Annotated in this window: 13 protein-coding genes and 1 tRNA gene; 6 read left to right on the top strand and 8 right to left on the bottom strand. The window is 42.7% G+C overall.

Annotation, left to right across the window (positions count from 1 at the left end; translation table 11 throughout):
* Nucleotides 1–87: 87 nt before the first annotated feature.
* The 5 genes from HMPREF9969_RS09690 to HMPREF9969_RS09715 form a co-directional block, all read right to left on the bottom strand.
* On the bottom strand, nucleotides 88–558 hold the full coding sequence (locus HMPREF9969_RS09690; RefSeq protein WP_036895640.1) for a histidinol phosphate phosphatase: 471 nt from the start codon (nucleotides 556–558) through the stop codon (nucleotides 88–90).
* A gap of 135 nt (nucleotides 559–693) precedes the next feature.
* Nucleotides 694–2,313 carry a hypothetical protein gene (locus HMPREF9969_RS09695; RefSeq protein WP_009435659.1) on the bottom strand — a complete coding sequence of 540 codons (1,620 nt, stop codon included), beginning with the start codon at nucleotides 2,311–2,313 and terminating at the stop codon, nucleotides 694–696.
* A gap of 35 nt (nucleotides 2,314–2,348) precedes the next feature.
* Nucleotides 2,349–2,561, bottom strand: coding sequence for a hypothetical protein (locus tag HMPREF9969_RS09700; RefSeq protein WP_036895635.1), 213 nt, complete (start codon nucleotides 2,559–2,561; stop codon nucleotides 2,349–2,351).
* Nucleotides 2,562–3,042: 481 nt separating this feature from the next.
* Nucleotides 3,043–5,271 (bottom strand): family 20 glycosylhydrolase, encoded by a 2,229-nt coding sequence (locus tag HMPREF9969_RS09710; protein WP_036895637.1) that lies wholly within the window; start codon nucleotides 5,269–5,271, stop codon nucleotides 3,043–3,045.
* Nucleotides 5,272–5,612: 341 nt separating this feature from the next.
* Nucleotides 5,613–5,687: transfer RNA gene (locus HMPREF9969_RS09715), tRNA-Pro, on the bottom strand.
* 124 nt (nucleotides 5,688–5,811) lie between these two features.
* Between HMPREF9969_RS09715 and HMPREF9969_RS09720 the strand changes: the two genes are divergently transcribed.
* From HMPREF9969_RS09720 to tsaE, 5 genes are read left to right on the top strand one after another with little or no spacing between them, the layout of a single operon-like run.
* Nucleotides 5,812–7,065: a 3-phosphoshikimate 1-carboxyvinyltransferase gene (locus tag HMPREF9969_RS09720; RefSeq protein ID WP_009435669.1), complete on the top strand. Its 1,254-nt coding sequence runs from the start codon at nucleotides 5,812–5,814 to the stop codon at nucleotides 7,063–7,065.
* Between the two features lie 45 nt (nucleotides 7,066–7,110).
* Complete coding sequence (locus HMPREF9969_RS09725) at nucleotides 7,111–7,509, top strand: FeoB-associated Cys-rich membrane protein (protein WP_004383806.1); 399 nt, start codon at nucleotides 7,111–7,113, stop codon at nucleotides 7,507–7,509.
* Nucleotides 7,510–7,561: 52 nt separating this feature from the next.
* Entirely contained in the window at nucleotides 7,562–10,900 is a 3,339-nt protein-coding gene (locus HMPREF9969_RS09730; protein ID WP_232212668.1) for a tetratricopeptide repeat protein, read from the top strand.
* A gap of 18 nt (nucleotides 10,901–10,918) precedes the next feature.
* Nucleotides 10,919–12,541 (top strand): bifunctional response regulator/alkaline phosphatase family protein, encoded by a 1,623-nt coding sequence (locus tag HMPREF9969_RS09735; RefSeq protein WP_009435671.1) that lies wholly within the window; start codon nucleotides 10,919–10,921, stop codon nucleotides 12,539–12,541.
* A gap of 25 nt (nucleotides 12,542–12,566) precedes the next feature.
* The gene (gene tsaE / locus HMPREF9969_RS09740) at nucleotides 12,567–12,977 is read left to right on the top strand and encodes a tRNA (adenosine(37)-N6)-threonylcarbamoyltransferase complex ATPase subunit type 1 TsaE (protein WP_009435663.1); all 411 of its coding nucleotides are present in this window, start codon (nucleotides 12,567–12,569) and stop codon (nucleotides 12,975–12,977) included.
* Nucleotides 12,978–13,214: 237 nt separating this feature from the next.
* On the opposite strand, the gene HMPREF9969_RS09745 is transcribed toward tsaE, so the two are convergent.
* Genes HMPREF9969_RS09745 through HMPREF9969_RS09755 form a run of 3 tightly spaced genes read right to left on the bottom strand, consistent with a single transcriptional unit; the run spans nucleotide 13,215 to nucleotide 14,907 of the window.
* Entirely contained in the window at nucleotides 13,215–13,475 is a 261-nt protein-coding gene (locus tag HMPREF9969_RS09745) for a hypothetical protein (RefSeq protein WP_009435673.1), read from the bottom strand.
* A 15-nt stretch (nucleotides 13,476–13,490) separates the two neighbouring features.
* Entirely contained in the window at nucleotides 13,491–14,195 is a 705-nt protein-coding gene (locus tag HMPREF9969_RS09750; protein WP_009435660.1) for a CDP-alcohol phosphatidyltransferase family protein, read from the bottom strand.
* A 10-nt stretch (nucleotides 14,196–14,205) separates the two neighbouring features.
* Complete coding sequence (locus HMPREF9969_RS09755) at nucleotides 14,206–14,907, bottom strand: phosphatidylserine decarboxylase family protein (RefSeq protein WP_009435658.1); 702 nt, start codon at nucleotides 14,905–14,907, stop codon at nucleotides 14,206–14,208.
* Nucleotides 14,908–15,038: 131 nt separating this feature from the next.
* Between HMPREF9969_RS09755 and dnaE the strand changes: the two genes are divergently transcribed.
* Entirely contained in the window at nucleotides 15,039–18,758 is a 3,720-nt protein-coding gene (gene dnaE / locus HMPREF9969_RS09760; RefSeq protein WP_009435674.1) for a DNA polymerase III subunit alpha, read from the top strand.
* The last annotated feature ends 65 nt before the right edge of the window (nucleotides 18,759–18,823 follow it).

Below are 18,823 nucleotides of genomic sequence, written 5' to 3' on the forward strand. Positions count from 1 at the left end.
AAGAAAATTAAAATTGTTCGCGAAGAATTTCGAATTTCTTCGCGAACAATTTTTTTGTTGTTTTAGCAGAATCTCAAAAATCCGTTATCACCCTTCTGTTACAGGACCAGAAGGCTCTGTTCCTTCTGCCTTCTTTTTCTCTTTCTTTCCTTTCTTTTCCTTTGGTGCTACTTGCTCATACGTAACATCATTCAGTGTGAAATACTTCGCAGAAGCAAGGAACTTTATAACAGGTTTCTCAATGTGCTGCTGTGCACGGAACTGCTCAACAGTCTCTACCGCCTTGCTCTTAAACGAGGGTGTCAACGTTCCCATGTCACCAAACTCCACAATGTCACCATTGGCTACGATGTCACGGGCGGTTTCACTTGCAAGATTCAGCACGGCTGCCACCTCCTGCGCATTAAAGGTTGTTGACTTAGCAATGCGTTCGCAAAAGTTGCGGAAGTCTACACGGTGCCTACCAGTTGGACGAGCAACAATAACAGTCTTTCCAGCCTGCTTACCGATGTTTAGCTTCTGCTCTCTCAAAAAAAATTGAATTGGTTTGTTAGCCATTGTCATTAAGGCGGTCTCTGATTGTGATAACTCCGTGGGCTCGAGACCTTTTAGCCCACGGAGCGTTTGTAAGTGATATTATTACAAATTACTAGAGCTTCATCTTTTCCTATTGTTTCGTAGTCTACTCTCTATTTACTCAAACTTCCAAGCACTCATAATATTATGATCGCGGCCGAGATTTGAAGTAACAGTTAATTCGAGTTGATTGCTACTATTAATACCATAAAAAAATCCAAATACAGAATTGGAATTTGTGCTATTAGTAGAAGAAGACCAGTAAGAACCACCTTGACCAGTCATATAAAAACCTGCTATAGAAGGAACGTCAATTGCAGATCCTAAGGGTGGTAAGAAAAAGTAGTCATTAATATCTACAGAAGAAGGAGGAGTCAGACTTGTAAGCGTCTGGTTGGAAACAATTGGAGAAGTAGCAATTCTCCAATCCGTATTATCTGGTGCTTTACTTTCAATATCAGATATTGTCTTACCATTATCGCTTGCTATCTTTGCTTTCTTTTTTAACCAAAGGCCTCCTTTACGTAAGTGTCCCATACAAGTCCAAAGAATATCTGCATCAAAACGAGCATCTCCCTTTTCTGCATACCATGCCATCTCATTTGCATTTGGGCAATCTTTACAGAGATTAACCGCATCATTACGAATACCTAAGCCTGGATAAGAAAGATTTGCAGCACGTGGTGGAGTAACAGGATCTTTTAGTTCATCATAGTGAGGAAAAGGTATGGTAGTAACCACTGGTTGCCAACGATCAGCAGGATTAGCTGCATTCCATTCATGCCCTACCCAATAGTCTGCCTGTGCATCCCAATAGCAGTATAGACTTGCATAATCTCTCACATCAAGATTAGCCGTCATGTCGTAGTACGTATTCTTATTGTAGGTAAAAGATGTTAGATCTTTTGTGATAGTACCCTCTACATTGTCAACAAGACTTTTTATCCAATAACGTACTCTGAGTGTATGTGTACCTGGCTTAATATGCATGTAGATTTTGTCAGCAGTAGATGCAGATGTTGCACTGGTCAACGAAAAGCCATTAGTGTATGCACCGCTACCTGTAGTAATGATATTAATCTCTTTGTCAGTTCCACTACCTGTCAGTTCACCTGTAGTCGGTTTAAGAGTATACGTTCCTGTAATATTGTTATCTGAAATTACTTCTATCTTTGTCAAATAGCAATTATTTAAAATAGAGTTACTAGTATAAGGCTGGAAAACTAGGACAGCCGATTGATGGTCAAGCGTGAAATGGAAATTATTTGCTCTTGCTGCATCAGCAGTACCACAATCGCCTGATACGCCGAAGTGTGCAGTGCTATTAGGCTCTGTCTGACTTTGTGTTGCGGGGATCGTTACATTGTTATCAGTTCCGTTCTTACCTGGATAATAAACCTTATAAGAAGCTTTAGCAGTGAATTTGCCAGGAACTTTAAACTTAAAAGATGCAACCTTACCAGTAGGTGAGTTATTGCTTACCTGCCAAACATTGTCATCGTCCTGCACGTAAATCTTGTCGCCAGCTTCCCAATAGAAAGCGCCGCTGTTATAATCCATTGTTGTGCGCGTCTCTGGTCTGCCACCAACAAACTCTGTAAAGTTCTTATCATTGTCTGTATCTTTGCCGTTCTGCGCCACATCTTCGCTAGCACAAGAAACTGCTGCTAATGCCATAGTGCAAAGAGCTGCAAAGGACAATAAGCGAATCTTAAATAATTGTTTTGTTCTCATCATTACTTTGTCTTTTTCTTGTTTATAACTCTCATTTCTTAATCTTCCCAAGAAGGAATGTTTTGTTCATCGCTTTCTTCCTCATCTTCTTGCCAAATTGTTGCAGCTTTCGCCCCAGCAGGACCTACAGCATGATGGGCTGGGTTATGCTGACCAGTGAAAGAGGCTTCCATCAAGTTCGTGGTTTCGTTTACCTGAACTATCATGCAATTAGGTGCAGAATAGTTCTTCTTTTCTTTCTTTTTCTCCATTGTTTTATTGATTAAAAATAGTTGTTATTTCGTGCTTAATTTTTCTATATTTCGGTTTAGGTACGGACACAAAAAAAGAACAAAGGAAACTTCTAAAAGTCCTTTGTTTACAGGGTTTGCGGCACGCTTCGCGCGCGCGTATGCGAGAAGAAAAAAATGTGTAATTTACGCCTGCTCTACTAGAGAGAGAGAGAGAGAGAGAGAGAGAGAGAGAGAGAGAGTATACAAATATTTGGAACTACCAAATTATTTGCTATCTTTTTCTCGATTATTTTTCTCTCCGTATTCAATGATTCAAACGTAGATACACAATAAGCAACACCTTTATTATATAAGGCGTTGTTCGTTGTGGCTTGAATATTTAATGCTTGAATCATTATCGTTTTTTTGTTACGGCTGCAAAAGTAATAAAAGATATTAAAACGGCAAAGAGATTTAAAAGAAAAGTGGACTTTTGGTGTGAAAAGGGGTGTTTATTTGTTTAATTCACGTTCACGGCAATACCACGACGCAACATATCGTCCATCAAAGGGAGCACACGAAGGAGGTAATCAGTATAACTGCGCCGTTCAGGAATGGTCCAACCTGCTTCCGACAAAGCAGCAGCACGAGGGAAAGCTTGATAATAAAGTCGTTCTGTTGAATTGATACATTCGCTCCAAAGTGTACCACTCACGCCTAAGAGATTACGCTGTACAAAGGTGCTATCCATCCCCCATGCCGGATCAAGACGATAAGTTTGTTCATGCGAAGTAACGGGCATTCCCCAATTAACCTCTGGCATATCGCCTCGCCCTTGTGGGTAGTCAAGATAGCAATGCTCGCCTGGGCACATCATAATCTTTGCTTTGTTACGCACGGCTGCATCTATTGCCACCTGCGTTAAACCATTCCGCCAAGCATAAACAACGCACCCCGGCTGAATCGTCTTAAACTCCTTCTCATACCAATACATCGGTGTCTTCCCCAACTGATGAAGCTGTTTTATAACCCGATCAAAGAGGTATTGCTGTAATTGCCAGTTCTCTGTAAACCCATCCTTCCGCTTTAGTTCCTTACAAGCAGGGCAGTTTGTCCATGCTCCTAATGGTGGTTGACCCGCCTCATCACCGCCCAAATGAACGTATGGAGCAGGAAACACCTCGGCTAACTCTTTTAGAACGTTATCAAGAAACTCGTAAACAAAGGGTTCGGCAGGGCAGAGTAAGTCATTACTAACGCCACAGGTCAAACGGATGGGGACTTCTTTTTTAGCACAAGAGAGTTGTGGGAAACAATGAATAGCAGCCACTTCGTGACCAGGAAGTTCTATCTCTGGGATCACCATAACATGATATTGAGCTGCAAAACGTACCAACTCACGCATCTGCTCTTGCGTATAAAAGCCGCTAATACGCTCTGGCATATCATCCATTCCTACTCTATCGGAGGCCTTCTCAGTAAGTTCTGGATACTTCTTTATCTCTATTCTCCATGCTTGATCATCAACTAAATGGAGGTGAAGAGCATTGAATTTGAAGCGAGCCATCTCTATAATGAAGTGCTTTAAATCGTTGAATGGGATGAAATGACGCACTGGATCCACCATTAACTCACGCACTTCCGTTCGTGGTTGGTCTACTATATAAAGAGGAGGAATCGTTGTTGAGGGGGCAGCAACACCATTCCCTATACATAATTGTTCGAGTGTCATCAGTCCATAAAACACTCCCGCTGCAGTCTTTCCCTTTATCTCTACACCTTTATTTGATATGTCTAACGTATAAGCCTCAGCATTGTTTAGGGTTGAATCAAGGGATAAACGCACCATTACTCCCCTACTCTTCCCACCTTTTATATTATTAGCTTGCGGACGGAGCACACTTGTTGTACGTTCACGAAGTATGCGTTCCGCTTGTTTCTTTTCATTATCTAAACAGTTCGAAGCCTCAATGCCGATAACATCCGACCAATTCAACGCCTTTTTATAAACGCCTTTCGGATTTGCTTTAGAGAACACTTCCATGTGAAGAGGACGTGGAACGAGCAACTCTTCAGGCTCACAAACATTCTTCTCTTCGGTCTTCGAGAAGAAAGAACGCCAACCCACAGCGTTCCGATAAGCCGCTTTTGCCTTTGAAGGAACAATGAGTTTGACTTTCTTAAAATCAATTCCTACAAAGGTATTAGCAGCACAAACGGGTGGAACAAGTGCTGACAGACGTATCACACGCAAGCCCTTACAATTAGCAAAAGCGAAAGACTCCAAACGAGGAGAACCTTCAAACACGAGTTCACTCAAACCACTACAACCATTAAAAGCCGAAGCCTCTATCACACGAGTTGATGCGGGGATGAGTAATTGCCCCTTTAAACCATCACAGGCAAAGAACGCCTGACTACCAATAGAGTCCAAAGTCGCAGAGAGAATAAGCTTTTGTAATCTATGCCGAGAGTGCATTGCATTACGTGGAATCACTTTGCAGGCAGTTTGAGAAAGGTCGAGTACAGTTTCATTCACCTTTACATCGCGCAGAGTTCGAAAGTTTTGAGCCTTCATTGGCACTGCAACGAGTAATACAAACATGCTTATCAGTATCTTATTAATAGCATATTTCGCATACACCTGACAAGAGGATGCAGATGTTCTAGCCCTAGGTTGCACATGATCACAGGTGAGATTACCCCCAAAGATTCCCTCCATTATCGTCTTTCTCATGTTCATTTTCATTTGTAGAAATTAATAGACTTTGGTTTTCACTATGGGTAACAAAGATACAAATAAGAATTGGAAAAGCTATTACTAACCATACCTTTTTATGCACAAAGCGTACTTTGATGATAGAAAATGTAATTAATTCCTATCAAAAAAATAGAACACTCGATGGCACTTAATAACCTTCAGAATTATTACAAGCCTTCTGTAATACCTCTCCAAGGCTTCTGTAATACTTCTCCAAGCCTTTTGTAACATTACAGAAAGGCTTTAAGTCGATTCGAAGAAAACGTTTTTAACAGCTTAAAAAACAAAAAAAAAGAAACCAAAGAATGGTTTCTTTCTCTTCAATTAAGTCGGGATGACCAGACTCGAACTGGCGACCACTGGTCCCCCAGACCAGCATTCTAAACCTACTGAACTACATCCCGTTCCTTTAAAAGCCCTGCAAAATTACTTACTTTCCATGATATTAGCAAACTTTTGAAGTTCTTTTTCTCACATCCCAAGTTTATTTTGTAATTTTGTGATGTAATAATTATGCACTGAAGAAGCATGCAATACATCATAACTCCACCCCAACATATTGATACTCGCATCACACTTCCAGCCTCAAAAAGCGTTAGTAATCGTGCACTTATCGTGCAGGCACTTACAAAAGAGGGGATTCTACCAGAGAACTTATCGGATTGTGATGACACAAAAGTTATTTTGCAGGCTTTCTCCCAACCATCAGATGTGATTGACATAAAGGCTTCTGGCACTGCAATGCGCTTTCTGACAGCGTATTTATGCCTATCACAAGGAGAGCATATTATCACGGGAACAGAGCGAATGAAGCATAGACCAATAAAGATTCTCGTTGATGCTTTGTGTTACTTAGGTGCAGATATTGATTATATTGGTAATGAGGGCTATCCTCCCCTGCGCATTCGTGGACGCGAATTAGAGGGTGGACAACTGGTAATACCTGGCAATGTGAGTTCGCAATACGTCTCGGCTTTACTCATGATTGCGCCCATTTTGACCAAAGGGTTGGACTTGAAGCTCACGGGGGAGATTGTGTCTAGACCTTACATCGACCTCACTTTGCATATTATGCATGAGTTTGGAGTTGCCGCCGAATGGACTAACTTCGACACAATTAGCGTCAAACCACAGCAATACACACGCCGAACTTACACGATAGAGAATGATTGGACGGCATCAAGCTATTGGTATGAGATACTTGCATTACAAGATGATTTAGACGCAGAGGTGGTTATCTCTGGTTTAAAAGATGGTTCGCGACAAGGAGATGCAGCTGTTCGATACATCTTCTCATTGCTGGGTATAAAGACAAACTTCGCTCGCAAGGATGCAGAAGGGCTGACTGACGCAACACTAACACGCCATACCCGTATGCTGAATAGGATGGATTACGACTTTATTAACCATCCAGACTTGGCACAAACACTGATAGCAGCATGTCCAGTGTTGGGTATTCCCTTCCATTTTACGGGCTTGAACAGTCTAAGAATCAAAGAGACAGACCGCATAGAAGCAATGAAAACAGAGATGGCAAAGCTGGGCTACGTCCTTCAAAGCCGTAACGAAGGGGAGTTGTCATGGGAGGGTGAACGTTGCGAACCTGTTTCTCTTCCTGTCATCAGCACATACGAAGACCATAGAATGGCAATGTCTTTCGCTCCATTAGCTATCAAACTGGGGGAAATACGCATAGATCATCCAGAAGTTGTAACGAAGTCTTACCCTCACTTCTGGGCTGACTTACGCTCTGCGGGCTTTCACATTACGGAGGTAGAATAGCCAATCTGTCCTACTTCTCATGTTTCCAAAAGAAGAAAAGAACAAATGAGTATATTTTATATTGGCATTGGTGCACTTATAGTTCTGGCTCTTTTTGCCGCCATAACAACCTTATTCACCAAGAAGAAAGAGGGTGAACCCGATGTTGTTATGCCTACTTCTGGTGATTGCTCATCGTGTGATGGCACTGATGATAAGTGCGAGCAAGTGTGCATGATGGAAGCTGCAACAAGGGAAATAGAGTACTATGATGACGAAGAACTCGATCGTTTCCGTGGGCGACAGTCGAATCAATACACCGATGAAGAAGCCGAGGAGTTTGCCAATATACTCTATACCATGCAGCCACAAGAGGCAAAAGGCTGGAATAGAAGCCTCATCCTCCGTGAGATAAATGTTCCTAATCAGATTAAGGATGAACTAATAACAATGATTGAAGGCTAACGTGAAGAAAGCAAACAGACATATAACCTTCTCTTTATTAGCAATCATTACAATGGTGATTGTGGGTTGCTCTACGAAAAATAACACCGCTCAATCTCGCTGGTGGCAGGCTTTTAATACCCGATATAACGTATATTTTAATGGAGCACAGGCTTATATCGATGGTTCTATAGAGAAAGAAAAGGGGAACAAGGATAACTTTACCGAACTTATTCCACTATATACTGTCGGCAATAAGAATAGTCGTGACTTAGGGAAAAGTAACTTTAATCGTGCCATAGAAAAGGCAGAGAAGGCAATAGCTAAGCATAGTATCAAGAAGAGACCAGAGTGGACTAAGAACAGAAGAAAGACTGATAAGGACATAGAGTGGCTCTCACGACGCGAATATAACCCTTTCTTGTGGAAGGCATGGATGTTAATGGGACGCTCACAGTTCCATCAAGGAGCCTTTGAAGAGGCTGCTGCAACCTTCGCCTACATGAGTCGTATGTACAAGGGACAGCCTGCCATCTATGGAAAAGCACGTGCTTGGTTGGCTAAATGTTACATAGAACAGGGCTGGCTATACGATGCGGAGGATGTTATTCGCAATATGCAACGTGACTCAATGGACTGGCGTGCGGTGAAGGAGTGGGATTATACTTACGCAGACTACTATCTTCACACGGGAGAACTGGCTAAGGCTGTGCCTTACTTACAAAAGGTTATTAAGCACGAGATGCGTCAGAAGCAGAAAGCACGTGAACTTTATCTACTTGGACAAGTGTATGCTGCATTGGGAAAGAGGCAAGATGCTTATGAAGCCTTCCAACGCGTCATTCGTACCAATCCTCCTTATGAACTAGAGTTCAACGCTCGCATTGCCCAAACAGAGGTCATGGCAGAAGGACAAAGCAAGCAGATGATAAGCAAACTAAGGCACATGGCGGCTTCAGATAACAATAAGGAGTATCTGGATCAGGTCTATTACGCAATGGGCAACATACATCTTGCGAACAAAGATACGCTTGCTGCTATCAATGCTTACGAATTGGGACGCAAGAAGGCGACACGTAGTGGCATTGAGAAAGGCGTTTTGTTATTACATCTTGGCGATTTGTATTGGGCTAAAGAGCGTTTCGGCAATGCAAAGAAATGCTATGATGAAGCATTGGGATTACTTGACAGAGATCGTAAAGACTATGAACAGTTATCTGATCGTTCGAAGATATTAGATGAATTAGCACCTTATACGGATGCTGTTCAGCTACAGGACTCTCTCCAACAACTTGCTAAATGCTCTGAAAAGGAGCGTAATGCCGCTATAGATAGGGTAATCACAGCATTGAAAAAAAAGGAGAAAGAGGAGCGAAATGCACTGGACTTGCAAAATAACAACGCCCAGCAGCAAGGTATGGATGGTAATTTCGGACGTAACAACACATCGAATAATATTCAAAGAGTCAACTCCAATCAGCAACAAGGTAGTACTTGGTATTTCTATAACCCAACGGCTGTACAACAAGGAAAGGTTACTTTCCAACAACTATGGGGCAAGAGAGAGAATATCGACAACTGGCAACGCATGAATCAAACGGTTGTTAGGAATATTGGAAACACTAACAACCCTTATGAAATGACGGATGCTCAACGCGACTCCATATATAAAGCCGAAGCAAAGAGGGATTCTCTCGAACAAACAAGAGACTCTTTAAAGAACGACCCACATAAGCGGGAGTATTATCTAGCACAAATCCCATTCACTGCGGAACAGCTTGCTGCAAGTAACAAGATACTTGAGGATGGTCTACATCATTCAGGAGTAATATTCAAGGATAGGCTTAACAATCTTCGTCTAGCAGAGCGGGCGCTACGCAGAGTGAGTGATAATTATCCTGACTATGAGGCTATGGACGATGTTTATTACCACCTCTACTTGCTTTATATGCGTAAGAACGAACCCGAGATAGCCGAGACTTACCTTACAAAGTTAAGTCGGCAATATCCTAAGAATAAGTGGACTACCCTCTTAACTGACCCTTATTACAAACAAAACTTACGTTTCGGCGTACAGATAGAAGACTCTCTATATGCCTCAACTTACGATGCTTTCAAGCAAGGACGCTATAATGAGGTTGCTAGTAACGCTCAAATCTCCGAGAAACGATTCCCAATGGGAGCCAACCGAGATAAGTTCTTGTTCATTGGGGGATTGAGTAAGCTAAACACGGGAGACGCTAATGGGTGCTTAACTGACATGAAGGAGGTTGTAAAGAAGTATCCTAACAGTCGCATCAGTGAGATGGCTGGAATGATAGTGAATGGTGTTCAGGCAGGAAAGAAGCTCCGCAGCGGTAAATTCGACCTAAATGCTGTGTGGTCATATCGCACTTCCATCCTTAGTGATAGCGACAGTATCCGACAAGCGAAGCTCTCTCCTGAACGCAACATAGACTTTAAGTTCTTGCTAATATACAACCCCGACTCATTGAAGGAGAACAAGTTACTATTCGAGTTAGCACGTTTCAACTTCACAAACTTCCTCGTTCGCAACTTTGAAATACAAATAGAAGACCTCAGCGGATTGCATCAAATGATGGTATCGGGCTTCCGCAATTACGATGAAGCGTATCAATATGCCCGTCAACTATTTGCTGCTAAGGACGTGGTGATGCAGATGAGCAAGACTACTAAGGCTGTCATTATCAGTGACAAGAACCTGAAACTGATTGGAACAACCTATAGTTATAAGGATTATGAGGCTTTCTATAAAAAGAACTTCTCACCGCTTGAAGTCACCAAACGCTATCTCTTGAGTGAACCAGCCGAAGTGGCGACACCACGCGAACCTGATCTTCTACAGAAGATAGAGGAGAAGCACGCCAATGACAAGGATCTCTTCCCTGATGATATGGATGTTCCTGCAAACAACACAATGGATATTCCGTTGGACACACCGACATCAAAGAAGGTAGAGCCAACAACATCTCCAAAGAATGAAAACACTTTCGAGATGCCTACGGAGGTAAGGAAACCAACGTTGGAGGACACTAACACGTTCGTTATTCCTGATGAGAAGCCTGCCGAAAAGCCTACACCTGCTCTCCCGAAGGCTCCTGTCAACACAGGAAAAGAGACGAAGAAGACTGAAACAAAGCCTACTCCAACGCAACAAAAGACAGAACCAAAAGTACAGAAAGTTGCATCTGCTACGCCGCAAAAAGCACCTGCTAAACAGCCTCAACAGACTCCAGCAAAGAAGCCAAAGACGGTAGACGATGGTCCGATCATTTACTTCGGAGATGACGAACCAACGTCTGGTAAGAAGAATAACAACAAGACTAACAAGAAGAATCAACCAATTCAAAACAACATCGAAGATGAGTATTATGACTTGGAGGGGTTCTAACTATAAGCAAGAAGATATATGAACAACGGATTGTTACTATGGGTAGATGATGAGATCGAGCTGTTGAAAGCGCACATTCTATTCCTTGAGAACAAAGGATATAAGGTTGTCATGGCTAGCAACGGGGCTGATGCTATTGAGCAATGTGGCATGCAGACCTTCGATCTGGTACTGCTCGATGAGCAGATGCCAGGGCTTTCTGGGCTTGAGACCTTACAACGGATCAAGGAGATTCAACCTGCTACACCGATTGTCATGGTGACGAAGAGTGAGGAAGAAGACATCATGAACCAGGCGATTGGAGCAAAGATTGCAGACTATCTCATCAAGCCCGTCAACCCGAATCAGATACTTCTTTCACTGAAAAAGAATATCCATCAGAAGGAAATTGTCACTGAAGTAACGCAGAGCGGATACCAACAAAGCTATCAACAGATTGCTATGGAGATTGCCGACTGCCGTTCGTTCGATGATTGGAAAGAGGTTTATCGCAAGTTAGTACACTGGGAATTAGAGCTAAGCAGTACCGACAGTAACATGGTGGAAATGCTGAAAATGCAGAAAGAAGAGGCAAATAATGGCTTTGCTAAGTATATTTCAAAGCATTATCTCAACTGGGTAGCACCACAGGAAACAAAGACAAACAGTAGTTTCGCACGTTTGGCAGGACGCAATAAGAAGTCTGATACCAACAACGAAACCAACGATAAGCCCTTACTAAGTCCTGAGATCTTCAAGAAGAAGGTGTTTCCACTCATTGACAAAGGCGAGAAAGTATTCCTCATCGTCATCGATAACTTCCGACTTGATCAATGGCGCATCCTGTCGAAAGAGATTGGTGACATGTTCGAGATCGAAGAGGACCTTTACATGAGCATACTTCCAACAGCCACACAATATGCTCGCAATGCTATATTCAGTGGTCTTATGCCTCAACAGATAGCAAAGATGTACCCCGAATTGTGGGTCGATGAGGACGAAGAAGAGGGCAAGAACCTCAACGAAGAGCCGCTTATTCGGACGCAGATAGAGCGTTATCGCCGTCATGACAGGTTCTCTTATCATAAGATTAACGACTCAACGGGTGCAGAGAAGTTCATGCAACAATACAAGAACTTAGCTCAAAACGATCTTAATGTACTTGTGGTTAACTTCATTGATATGCTTTCTCATGCCCGAACAGAGATGAAGATGATACGTGAACTAGCCAGTGACGAGAGTGCCTATCGCTCCATTACACTTAGCTGGTTCCAACACAGCGTCCTTGCAGACGTCATCAAAGAGTTGGCACAATCGAACTATAAGGTGATAATCACAACTGATCACGGATCCATTCGAACGATTAATCCAGTGAAGATTATCGGTGATCGCAATACGAATACGAACCTCCGTTATAAGCTGGGAAAGAGTCTTAACTATGATTCTAAGGAGGTTTTCACTATAAAGAATCCGCATCAAGCACAGCTTCCAGCCCCTAACCTCAGTACAAGTTACGTATTCGCTACAGGCGACTCATTCTTTGCTTACCCCAATAACTACAACTATTACGTATCTTACTATAAGGATACATTCCAACACGGAGGTATCTCTTTGGAAGAAATGATTGTCCCGTTGGTCACACTCACACCACGTAAACGATAATTAAGAACAGATAAATAAAAGCAATATGGAAATTAGAATCAATAGTCTCGATACCATTCACGAGGCTGCAAAGGAGTTTATTAAAGGAATGGGAGATGGCAAGGTGTTCGCTTTCTATGGTAAGATGGGAGCAGGCAAAACCACCTTTATCAAGGCACTTTGCGAAGTTCTAGGGGTTAAAGACGTCATAACTTCCCCTACATTCGCCATCATCAACGAGTATACAGACGGCAACGACAACCCTATCTATCACTTTGATTTCTATCGAATAAAGAAGTTGGAAGAGGTTTATGACATGGGTTATGAGGATTACTTCTATAGTGGTAACCTCTGTCTACTCGAATGGCCAGAGCTCGTTGAGGATGTTCTTCCAGAGAACGTCATCAAAGTTACGATCGAAGAACAGCCTGATGGCAGTAGGCTCTTGACGTGTTAAGCTAACGAAACTAGGCATACTAACAATGTGATTAGGCATAAAAACAAGTTCTACTAATCATTCATTAGAAGCATAAACAATAAAGAATGAATGAAAAGAAACGCCCTCCTTGATAGAAAGAGGGCGTTTCTTCGTATGAAGGAGAGGCTCTCTTAAAAGGAAAGAGAGCATATCTTTGATTTAAGAAAACCTTGATATACTCTCTTTCTTGTGATTATCAATAGTGTAAGTGAAGTCTTATGACTTGTTATCATCTACTTCCGTGAAATCGACATATTCCCCTTCACTATCTGGGATAACCTGTTTATTACGTTCCTCTAAAGGTCTGTTATCTGTAATTGTTGGCTCATTTGACTGTGTCCCTCTCTGTTGTCTGTATGGATCAAACTGCTCCCGAATACGTGTTACTCGCTTATAGAAAGCATAAGCAACCCATCCCATCATGATGAGAAAGAAGATGAGCAAACTGAAAGCAAACCTTAAGAAATCATGTACCATAATGTCTCCTTTGTATTATGACTTACTTGTCTGTTGTTTAACTATCATTGATAACACAACGTACCAAGCAACTATAATAGCAAAAGACGTGATACCAAAGATAGCAACAAGCGGAACACAAGTAACTAAGAAGAGGTATTTCACCTCATTACCCTTCACTCCCCAATGCTTAAACTTCAGTGCGAACATAGGTATCTCGGATACAAGTAGCCACGAACTAACTAATATTCCAATCAGAATTAGGTATAGTGTCCAAGGGCGATAATACATCTGTTCGCCAATACCAACAAGCAATGAACCCCAAAAGAGAGCGTTGGCAGGGGTCGGCAAGCCGATGAATCCGAGTGCTTGTCGCTCATCCAAATTGAACTTCGCAAGGCGCAATGCAGAGAAAGCAGCCATGATGTAAGCCACGAAAGGAAGGTAAGGACGTAGCGGCTCAAGGAAGTCTGGATAGCTCATCAGCTGTAGTTGACTAAAGATAATAGTAGAGGGAGCTACGCCAAAGGTGATATCATCAGCAAGAGAATCAAGTTCCTTACCAATAGGAGAACTAACATGTAAGAGTCGAGCTGTCATGCCATCGAAGAAGTCGAAGACTGCTCCTATAATAATCCACAGCAATGCTACCTTTATATCACCAGTGAAGGCGAATGCCGTTGCAATGCAACCTGAAATCAAGTTACAGCATGTTATGCTGTTAGGAATATGTTTCTTCATTATTATCCGTTTATTTTTTCGGCTTCAACTTAGCGATAATCGTCTGGTCGCCAGTTGTTGCCTGCCCCATCTTAACGCATACTTCAGAGCCAACAGGGAGGAAGATATCAACTCGACTACCCAACTTGATGAATCCAAGATGCTCATCAATGTAACATTCCTCGCCCTCCTTAGCATAGGTCACAATGCGTCGTGCCATAGCACCAGCAATCTGCCTACATAACACATCAGTTCCATCAGGAGTAGTGATAATGGTATCGGCATGCTCATTCTCCTCACTTGCCTTGGGAAGCCAAGCCTTATGAAAGTTACCATCAAAGTGTTGTACTGATTTAACTACGCCATCAACAGGGAACCAGTTAGCGTGTACATTCCATAAACTCATGAATATTGAAATCATTAAACGGCGTTCATGGAAGTATGTATTCTCGTCTACTTCTTCTATAACTACGATGTGACCATCCGCAGGAGCCACCACAATACCTTCGGTCTCCTCACTACCAAAATAGCGAATAGGGCACCTATAGAAGTTTAAAACGATACCATAGACTGTACCAAACACTACTGCAAAGATCCAGAAAGGTATCTTTGACGGAACTGCAAACCATAGAACCAACGCAATAAGGGCTAAACATATACCGCCATAAAGCAGAGTATTTGTTCCTTCTCTATGTATTCTTATCTTCTTGAGCTTCTTTTTAATTTTCCCCATGGACGTTAAATCGACGTTTTGTATCGGTTGCAAAGGTAGTTCTTTTTGCTCGTTTCTACAAATTTTCATAATCATTCTTTTGGCTATATGGGCTTTTCATCGTAACTTTACAGCTCAAAACTCGTAGCTTAATGGAAGATTTCATACATTTACATGTACATACTAATTACTCCATCCTCGATGGTCAATCGAAGGTGACAAGGCTTGTTGATAAGGCTATCGCTGATGGAATGAAGGGTATGGCGATAACAGATCATGGCGTGATGTTCGGTATAAAAGAGTTCTCGGACTATTGTGCTAAGGTCAACAAGGGGCGTAAGAAGAATGGTGAAGAGCCTTTCAAGCCTATCTTCGGATGTGAGATGTATGTTGCACGACGCACTATGCATGATAAAGATAAGTCCATGCATGATAATTCAGGATACCATCTTATCGTGTTAGCAAAGAACTATAAGGGCTACAAGAACCTTATAAAACTCGTATCCCATGCTTGGGTGGATGGTTATTACTATCGTCCAAGAACAGACAGAGCCGAGTTGGAGAAGTATCATGAGGGCTTGATCGTATGTTCGGCATGTATTGCTGGTGAGATTCCTAATAAGATTATCCACGGAGATATCGATGGTGCGCGCGAAGCATGCCAGTGGTATCATCGTGTATTCGGCGATGACTTCTATCTAGAGTTGCAACGCCATGAGGTGAAAGACCCAACGATCCTTGCCAATCGAGAGGCTTTTCCCTTGCAGCAAAAGGCTAATAAAGTATTGTTGCAGTTCGCTAAGGAATATGGAATAAAGGTAGTTTGTACGAATGACTGTCACTTTGAAGATAAGGAAACAGCTGAGGCTCACGACCATTTACTATGCTTATCAACGAGTGAGGACTTGGACGATCCTAAGCGTATGCGCTATTCCAAGCAGGAGTGGTTTAAGACCCGTCAGGAGATGAATGACATCTTCTCGGATATACCAGAGGCATTGACAAACACACTGGAGGTGCTAGACAAGGTTGAGCCTTATAGTATTGACCATGGTCCTATCATGCCTTTCTTCCCTATCCCAGAGTCGTTTGGTACAGAAGAAGAGTGGGAAAAGAAATTCACTGAGGAAGACTTATACAAGGAGTTCACCACCGATGAGAATGGTGAGAATCCTCTCTCACCCGAAGAAGGACAAAAGGTTATAGAGCGATTAGGCGGTTATGAGAAGATATATCGTATCAAGTTTGAAGCTGATTATCTAGCGAAACTAGCTTATGATGGTGCAAAGAAGTTATATGGCGATCCTCTTTCAGAAGAAGTGACGAGTCATATAAAGTTCGAGCTACACGTCATGAAGACCATGGGCTTTCCTGGCTACTTCCTCATAGTACAGGACTTTATCAATGCTGCACGGCAAGAGTTAGGGGTTATGGTAGGACCGGGTCGTGGTTCAGCTGCAGGTTCGGTTGTTGCCTATTGTTTAGGAATAACGAAAATCGACCCACTGAAGTACGACTTACTGTTCGAACGCTTCCTTAATCCCGATCGTGTGAATCTCCCTGATATCGATACAGACTTCGATGATGATGGGCGTGGGCGTGTGCTGCAATGGGTGATGGATAAGTATGGACATGAGAATTGTGCGCATATCATCACCTATGGTACAATGGCGACAAAGAACTCTATCAAGGATGTTGCCCGTGTAGAGAAATTACCTATAGCCATTGCTAACGAGCTGTGCAAGGCGATACCTGATCGTTTACCAGATGGCATGAAGATGAATCTAGCCAATGCTATCAAGTGTACCCCACAACTACAGGATGCAGAGGTTAGTGAGGATATTCGAGAGCGAAACACCATAAAGTATGCGAGGATGCTTGAGGGCACTGTGCGCAATACGGGTATACATGCTTGCGGTTTCATCATCTGTCGTAATCCTATTGATGATTGGGTTCCAGTATCCACAGCAACCGACCCAGACTTCCCCGAGAAGAAGGTTCCTGTAACACAATACGATGGTCATGTCATTGAGTCAACAGGTCTAATCAAGATGGACTTCCTAGGTCTGAAAACATTGTCAGAGTTGAAGGAAGCCTGTCGAGTTATCCGACAGACAACGGGTGATATTATTGATCTCGACAACATTCCTATAGATGATGAACTGACCTATCAATTATATCAGAAGGGTCAGACGATAGGTACTTTCCAGTTTGAATCAGCTGGTATGCAGAAGTACCTCCGTGAGCTTCATCCAACAGTCTTTGAAGACCTGATAGCCATGAATGCGCTGTATCGTCCTGGTCCAATGGACTATATCCCCGACTTTATTAAGCGTAAGCACAATCCTTCACTGGTGAAGTATGACATCCCATGTATGGAGAAGTATCTCAAGGATACATACGGAATCACGGTTTATCAAGAGCAAGTGATGCTCCTAAGTCGCCAGTTAGCAAATTTCACTCGTGGTGAGAGCGATGCCTTACGTAAGGCGATGGGTAAGAAGAAGAAGGCTATCGTTGACCAGATGAAGCCGAAGTTCATCAAGCAAGGACAGGCTAATGGGCATGATCCACAGATATTAGAGAAGATATGGAGTGACTGGGAGAAGTTTGCTAGTTACGCCTTCAACAAGTCGCACGCCACATGCTATTCGTGGGTGGCTTACCAGACTGCTTACCTGAAGGCACATTATCCAGCCGAATATATGGCTGCGTTAATGACGCGTCGATTCAGCCAAATCACGGAGATAACTAAGCTGATGGAGGAGTGCAAAGCATTGAAGATTGCAACGCTCGGCCCTGATATCAACGAGAGTCAAATCGGATTTGGCGTTAATAAGAAAGGTGAGATTCGATTCGGACTAGCTGCTATCAAGGGTATGGGAACTAGTGCTGCCGAGAGCATAGTACGCGAACGGGAGAAGAACGGACCATACAAGGATATATACGACTTTGCGGAACGTGTCGACCTTAGCAATGTGAATCGTAAGGCGTTTGAAAGCCTAGCTTACAGCGGAGGATTCGATAGTTTCGGCTTGCTGAGAGAGCAGTTCTTTGCCCCATCAGGGCGAGATAGCATATTCCTTGATACGATTGTGCGCTACGGACAGCTATTCCAGTTGGAGAAAGCACAGCAACAAAACTCTCTCTTCGGCGACATGAACGCTGTTGATGTCATACATCCTGTTGCACCCAAAACGGAGAAGTGGCCGACGATAGAGAAGCTAAATAAGGAGCGCGAGTTAGTAGGTGTCTATTTGTCAGCTCACCCATTGGATGAGTATAGCGTCGTACTCAATAATATGTGTAACACACGCTGTTCCATGATTGGACGCAACGCTGACATGACCAAACTATCCCAGACTGACGAGGTGACATTCGGGGGTATCGTCACGGCAGTAAGCGAGCGTTTCTCACAGAAAACGGGTAAGCCCTTTGGATTTGTGACGATAGAAGACTTCGAGGGAACGGGTGAGTTAGCTCTCTTCGGCGATGATTGGGCAAGATGGAATAACGTTCTAAAACCTAATTACAGCATTTATATAACGGCTAAATGTCAGCCACGTTACCGCAATAACCCATCGTTATTGGAACTGAAAGTGCAGAATGTGGAACAACTCTATGATGTAAAAGAGCATAAGTTACAGCGGTTTACAATCTCAATGGATGCCTCATCTTTAGATGATGAACTCGTATCGGAATTATCAACGGTGATAGATGAGCACCAAGGCAAAACACAGCTGTTTATTCAGCTACGCACCTTAGAGAACACGATCGTCACTCTACAGAGTCGCAACAAGGGAGTCAATGTAGACCGAAAGTTGATAGACTTTATCACTGCCAGCAATAAGATGGAGTTCCACATCAATTAGCTATATATAAAGGTGGCATACACTTTGATATAACATAAGCGTGAGATATTAGTTTAATAACAAAC

The organism is Prevotella sp. oral taxon 306 str. F0472, from assembly GCF_000257925.1.
Lineage (GTDB): Bacteria > Bacteroidota > Bacteroidia > Bacteroidales > Bacteroidaceae > Prevotella > Prevotella vespertina.

Excerpts from the sequence above, each read along its gene's own strand:
- HMPREF9969_RS09745 (WP_009435673.1), bottom strand. The coding sequence starts at position 13,475 with ATGGTACATGATTTCTTAAGGTTTGCTTTCAGTTTGCTCATCTTCTTT.
- HMPREF9969_RS09700 (WP_036895635.1), bottom strand. The coding sequence starts at position 2,561 with ATGGAGAAAAAGAAAGAAAAGAAGAACTATTCTGCACCTAATTGCATG.
- HMPREF9969_RS09720 (WP_009435669.1), top strand. The coding sequence starts at position 5,812 with ATGCAATACATCATAACTCCACCCCAACATATTGATACTCGCATCACA.
- HMPREF9969_RS09730 (WP_232212668.1), top strand. The coding sequence starts at position 7,562 with ATGGTGATTGTGGGTTGCTCTACGAAAAATAACACCGCTCAATCTCGC.
- HMPREF9969_RS09725 (WP_004383806.1), top strand. The coding sequence starts at position 7,111 with ATGAGTATATTTTATATTGGCATTGGTGCACTTATAGTTCTGGCTCTT.
- HMPREF9969_RS09710 (WP_036895637.1), bottom strand. The coding sequence starts at position 5,271 with ATGAAAATGAACATGAGAAAGACGATAATGGAGGGAATCTTTGGGGGT.
- HMPREF9969_RS09735 (WP_009435671.1), top strand. The coding sequence starts at position 10,919 with ATGAACAACGGATTGTTACTATGGGTAGATGATGAGATCGAGCTGTTG.
- tsaE (WP_009435663.1), top strand. The coding sequence starts at position 12,567 with ATGGAAATTAGAATCAATAGTCTCGATACCATTCACGAGGCTGCAAAG.
- HMPREF9969_RS09750 (WP_009435660.1), bottom strand. The coding sequence starts at position 14,195 with ATGAAGAAACATATTCCTAACAGCATAACATGCTGTAACTTGATTTCA.
- HMPREF9969_RS09695 (WP_009435659.1), bottom strand. The coding sequence starts at position 2,313 with ATGATGAGAACAAAACAATTATTTAAGATTCGCTTATTGTCCTTTGCA.
- HMPREF9969_RS09755 (WP_009435658.1), bottom strand. The coding sequence starts at position 14,907 with ATGGGGAAAATTAAAAAGAAGCTCAAGAAGATAAGAATACATAGAGAA.
- HMPREF9969_RS09690 (WP_036895640.1), bottom strand. The coding sequence starts at position 558 with ATGGCTAACAAACCAATTCAATTTTTTTTGAGAGAGCAGAAGCTAAAC.
- dnaE (WP_009435674.1), top strand. The coding sequence starts at position 15,039 with ATGGAAGATTTCATACATTTACATGTACATACTAATTACTCCATCCTC.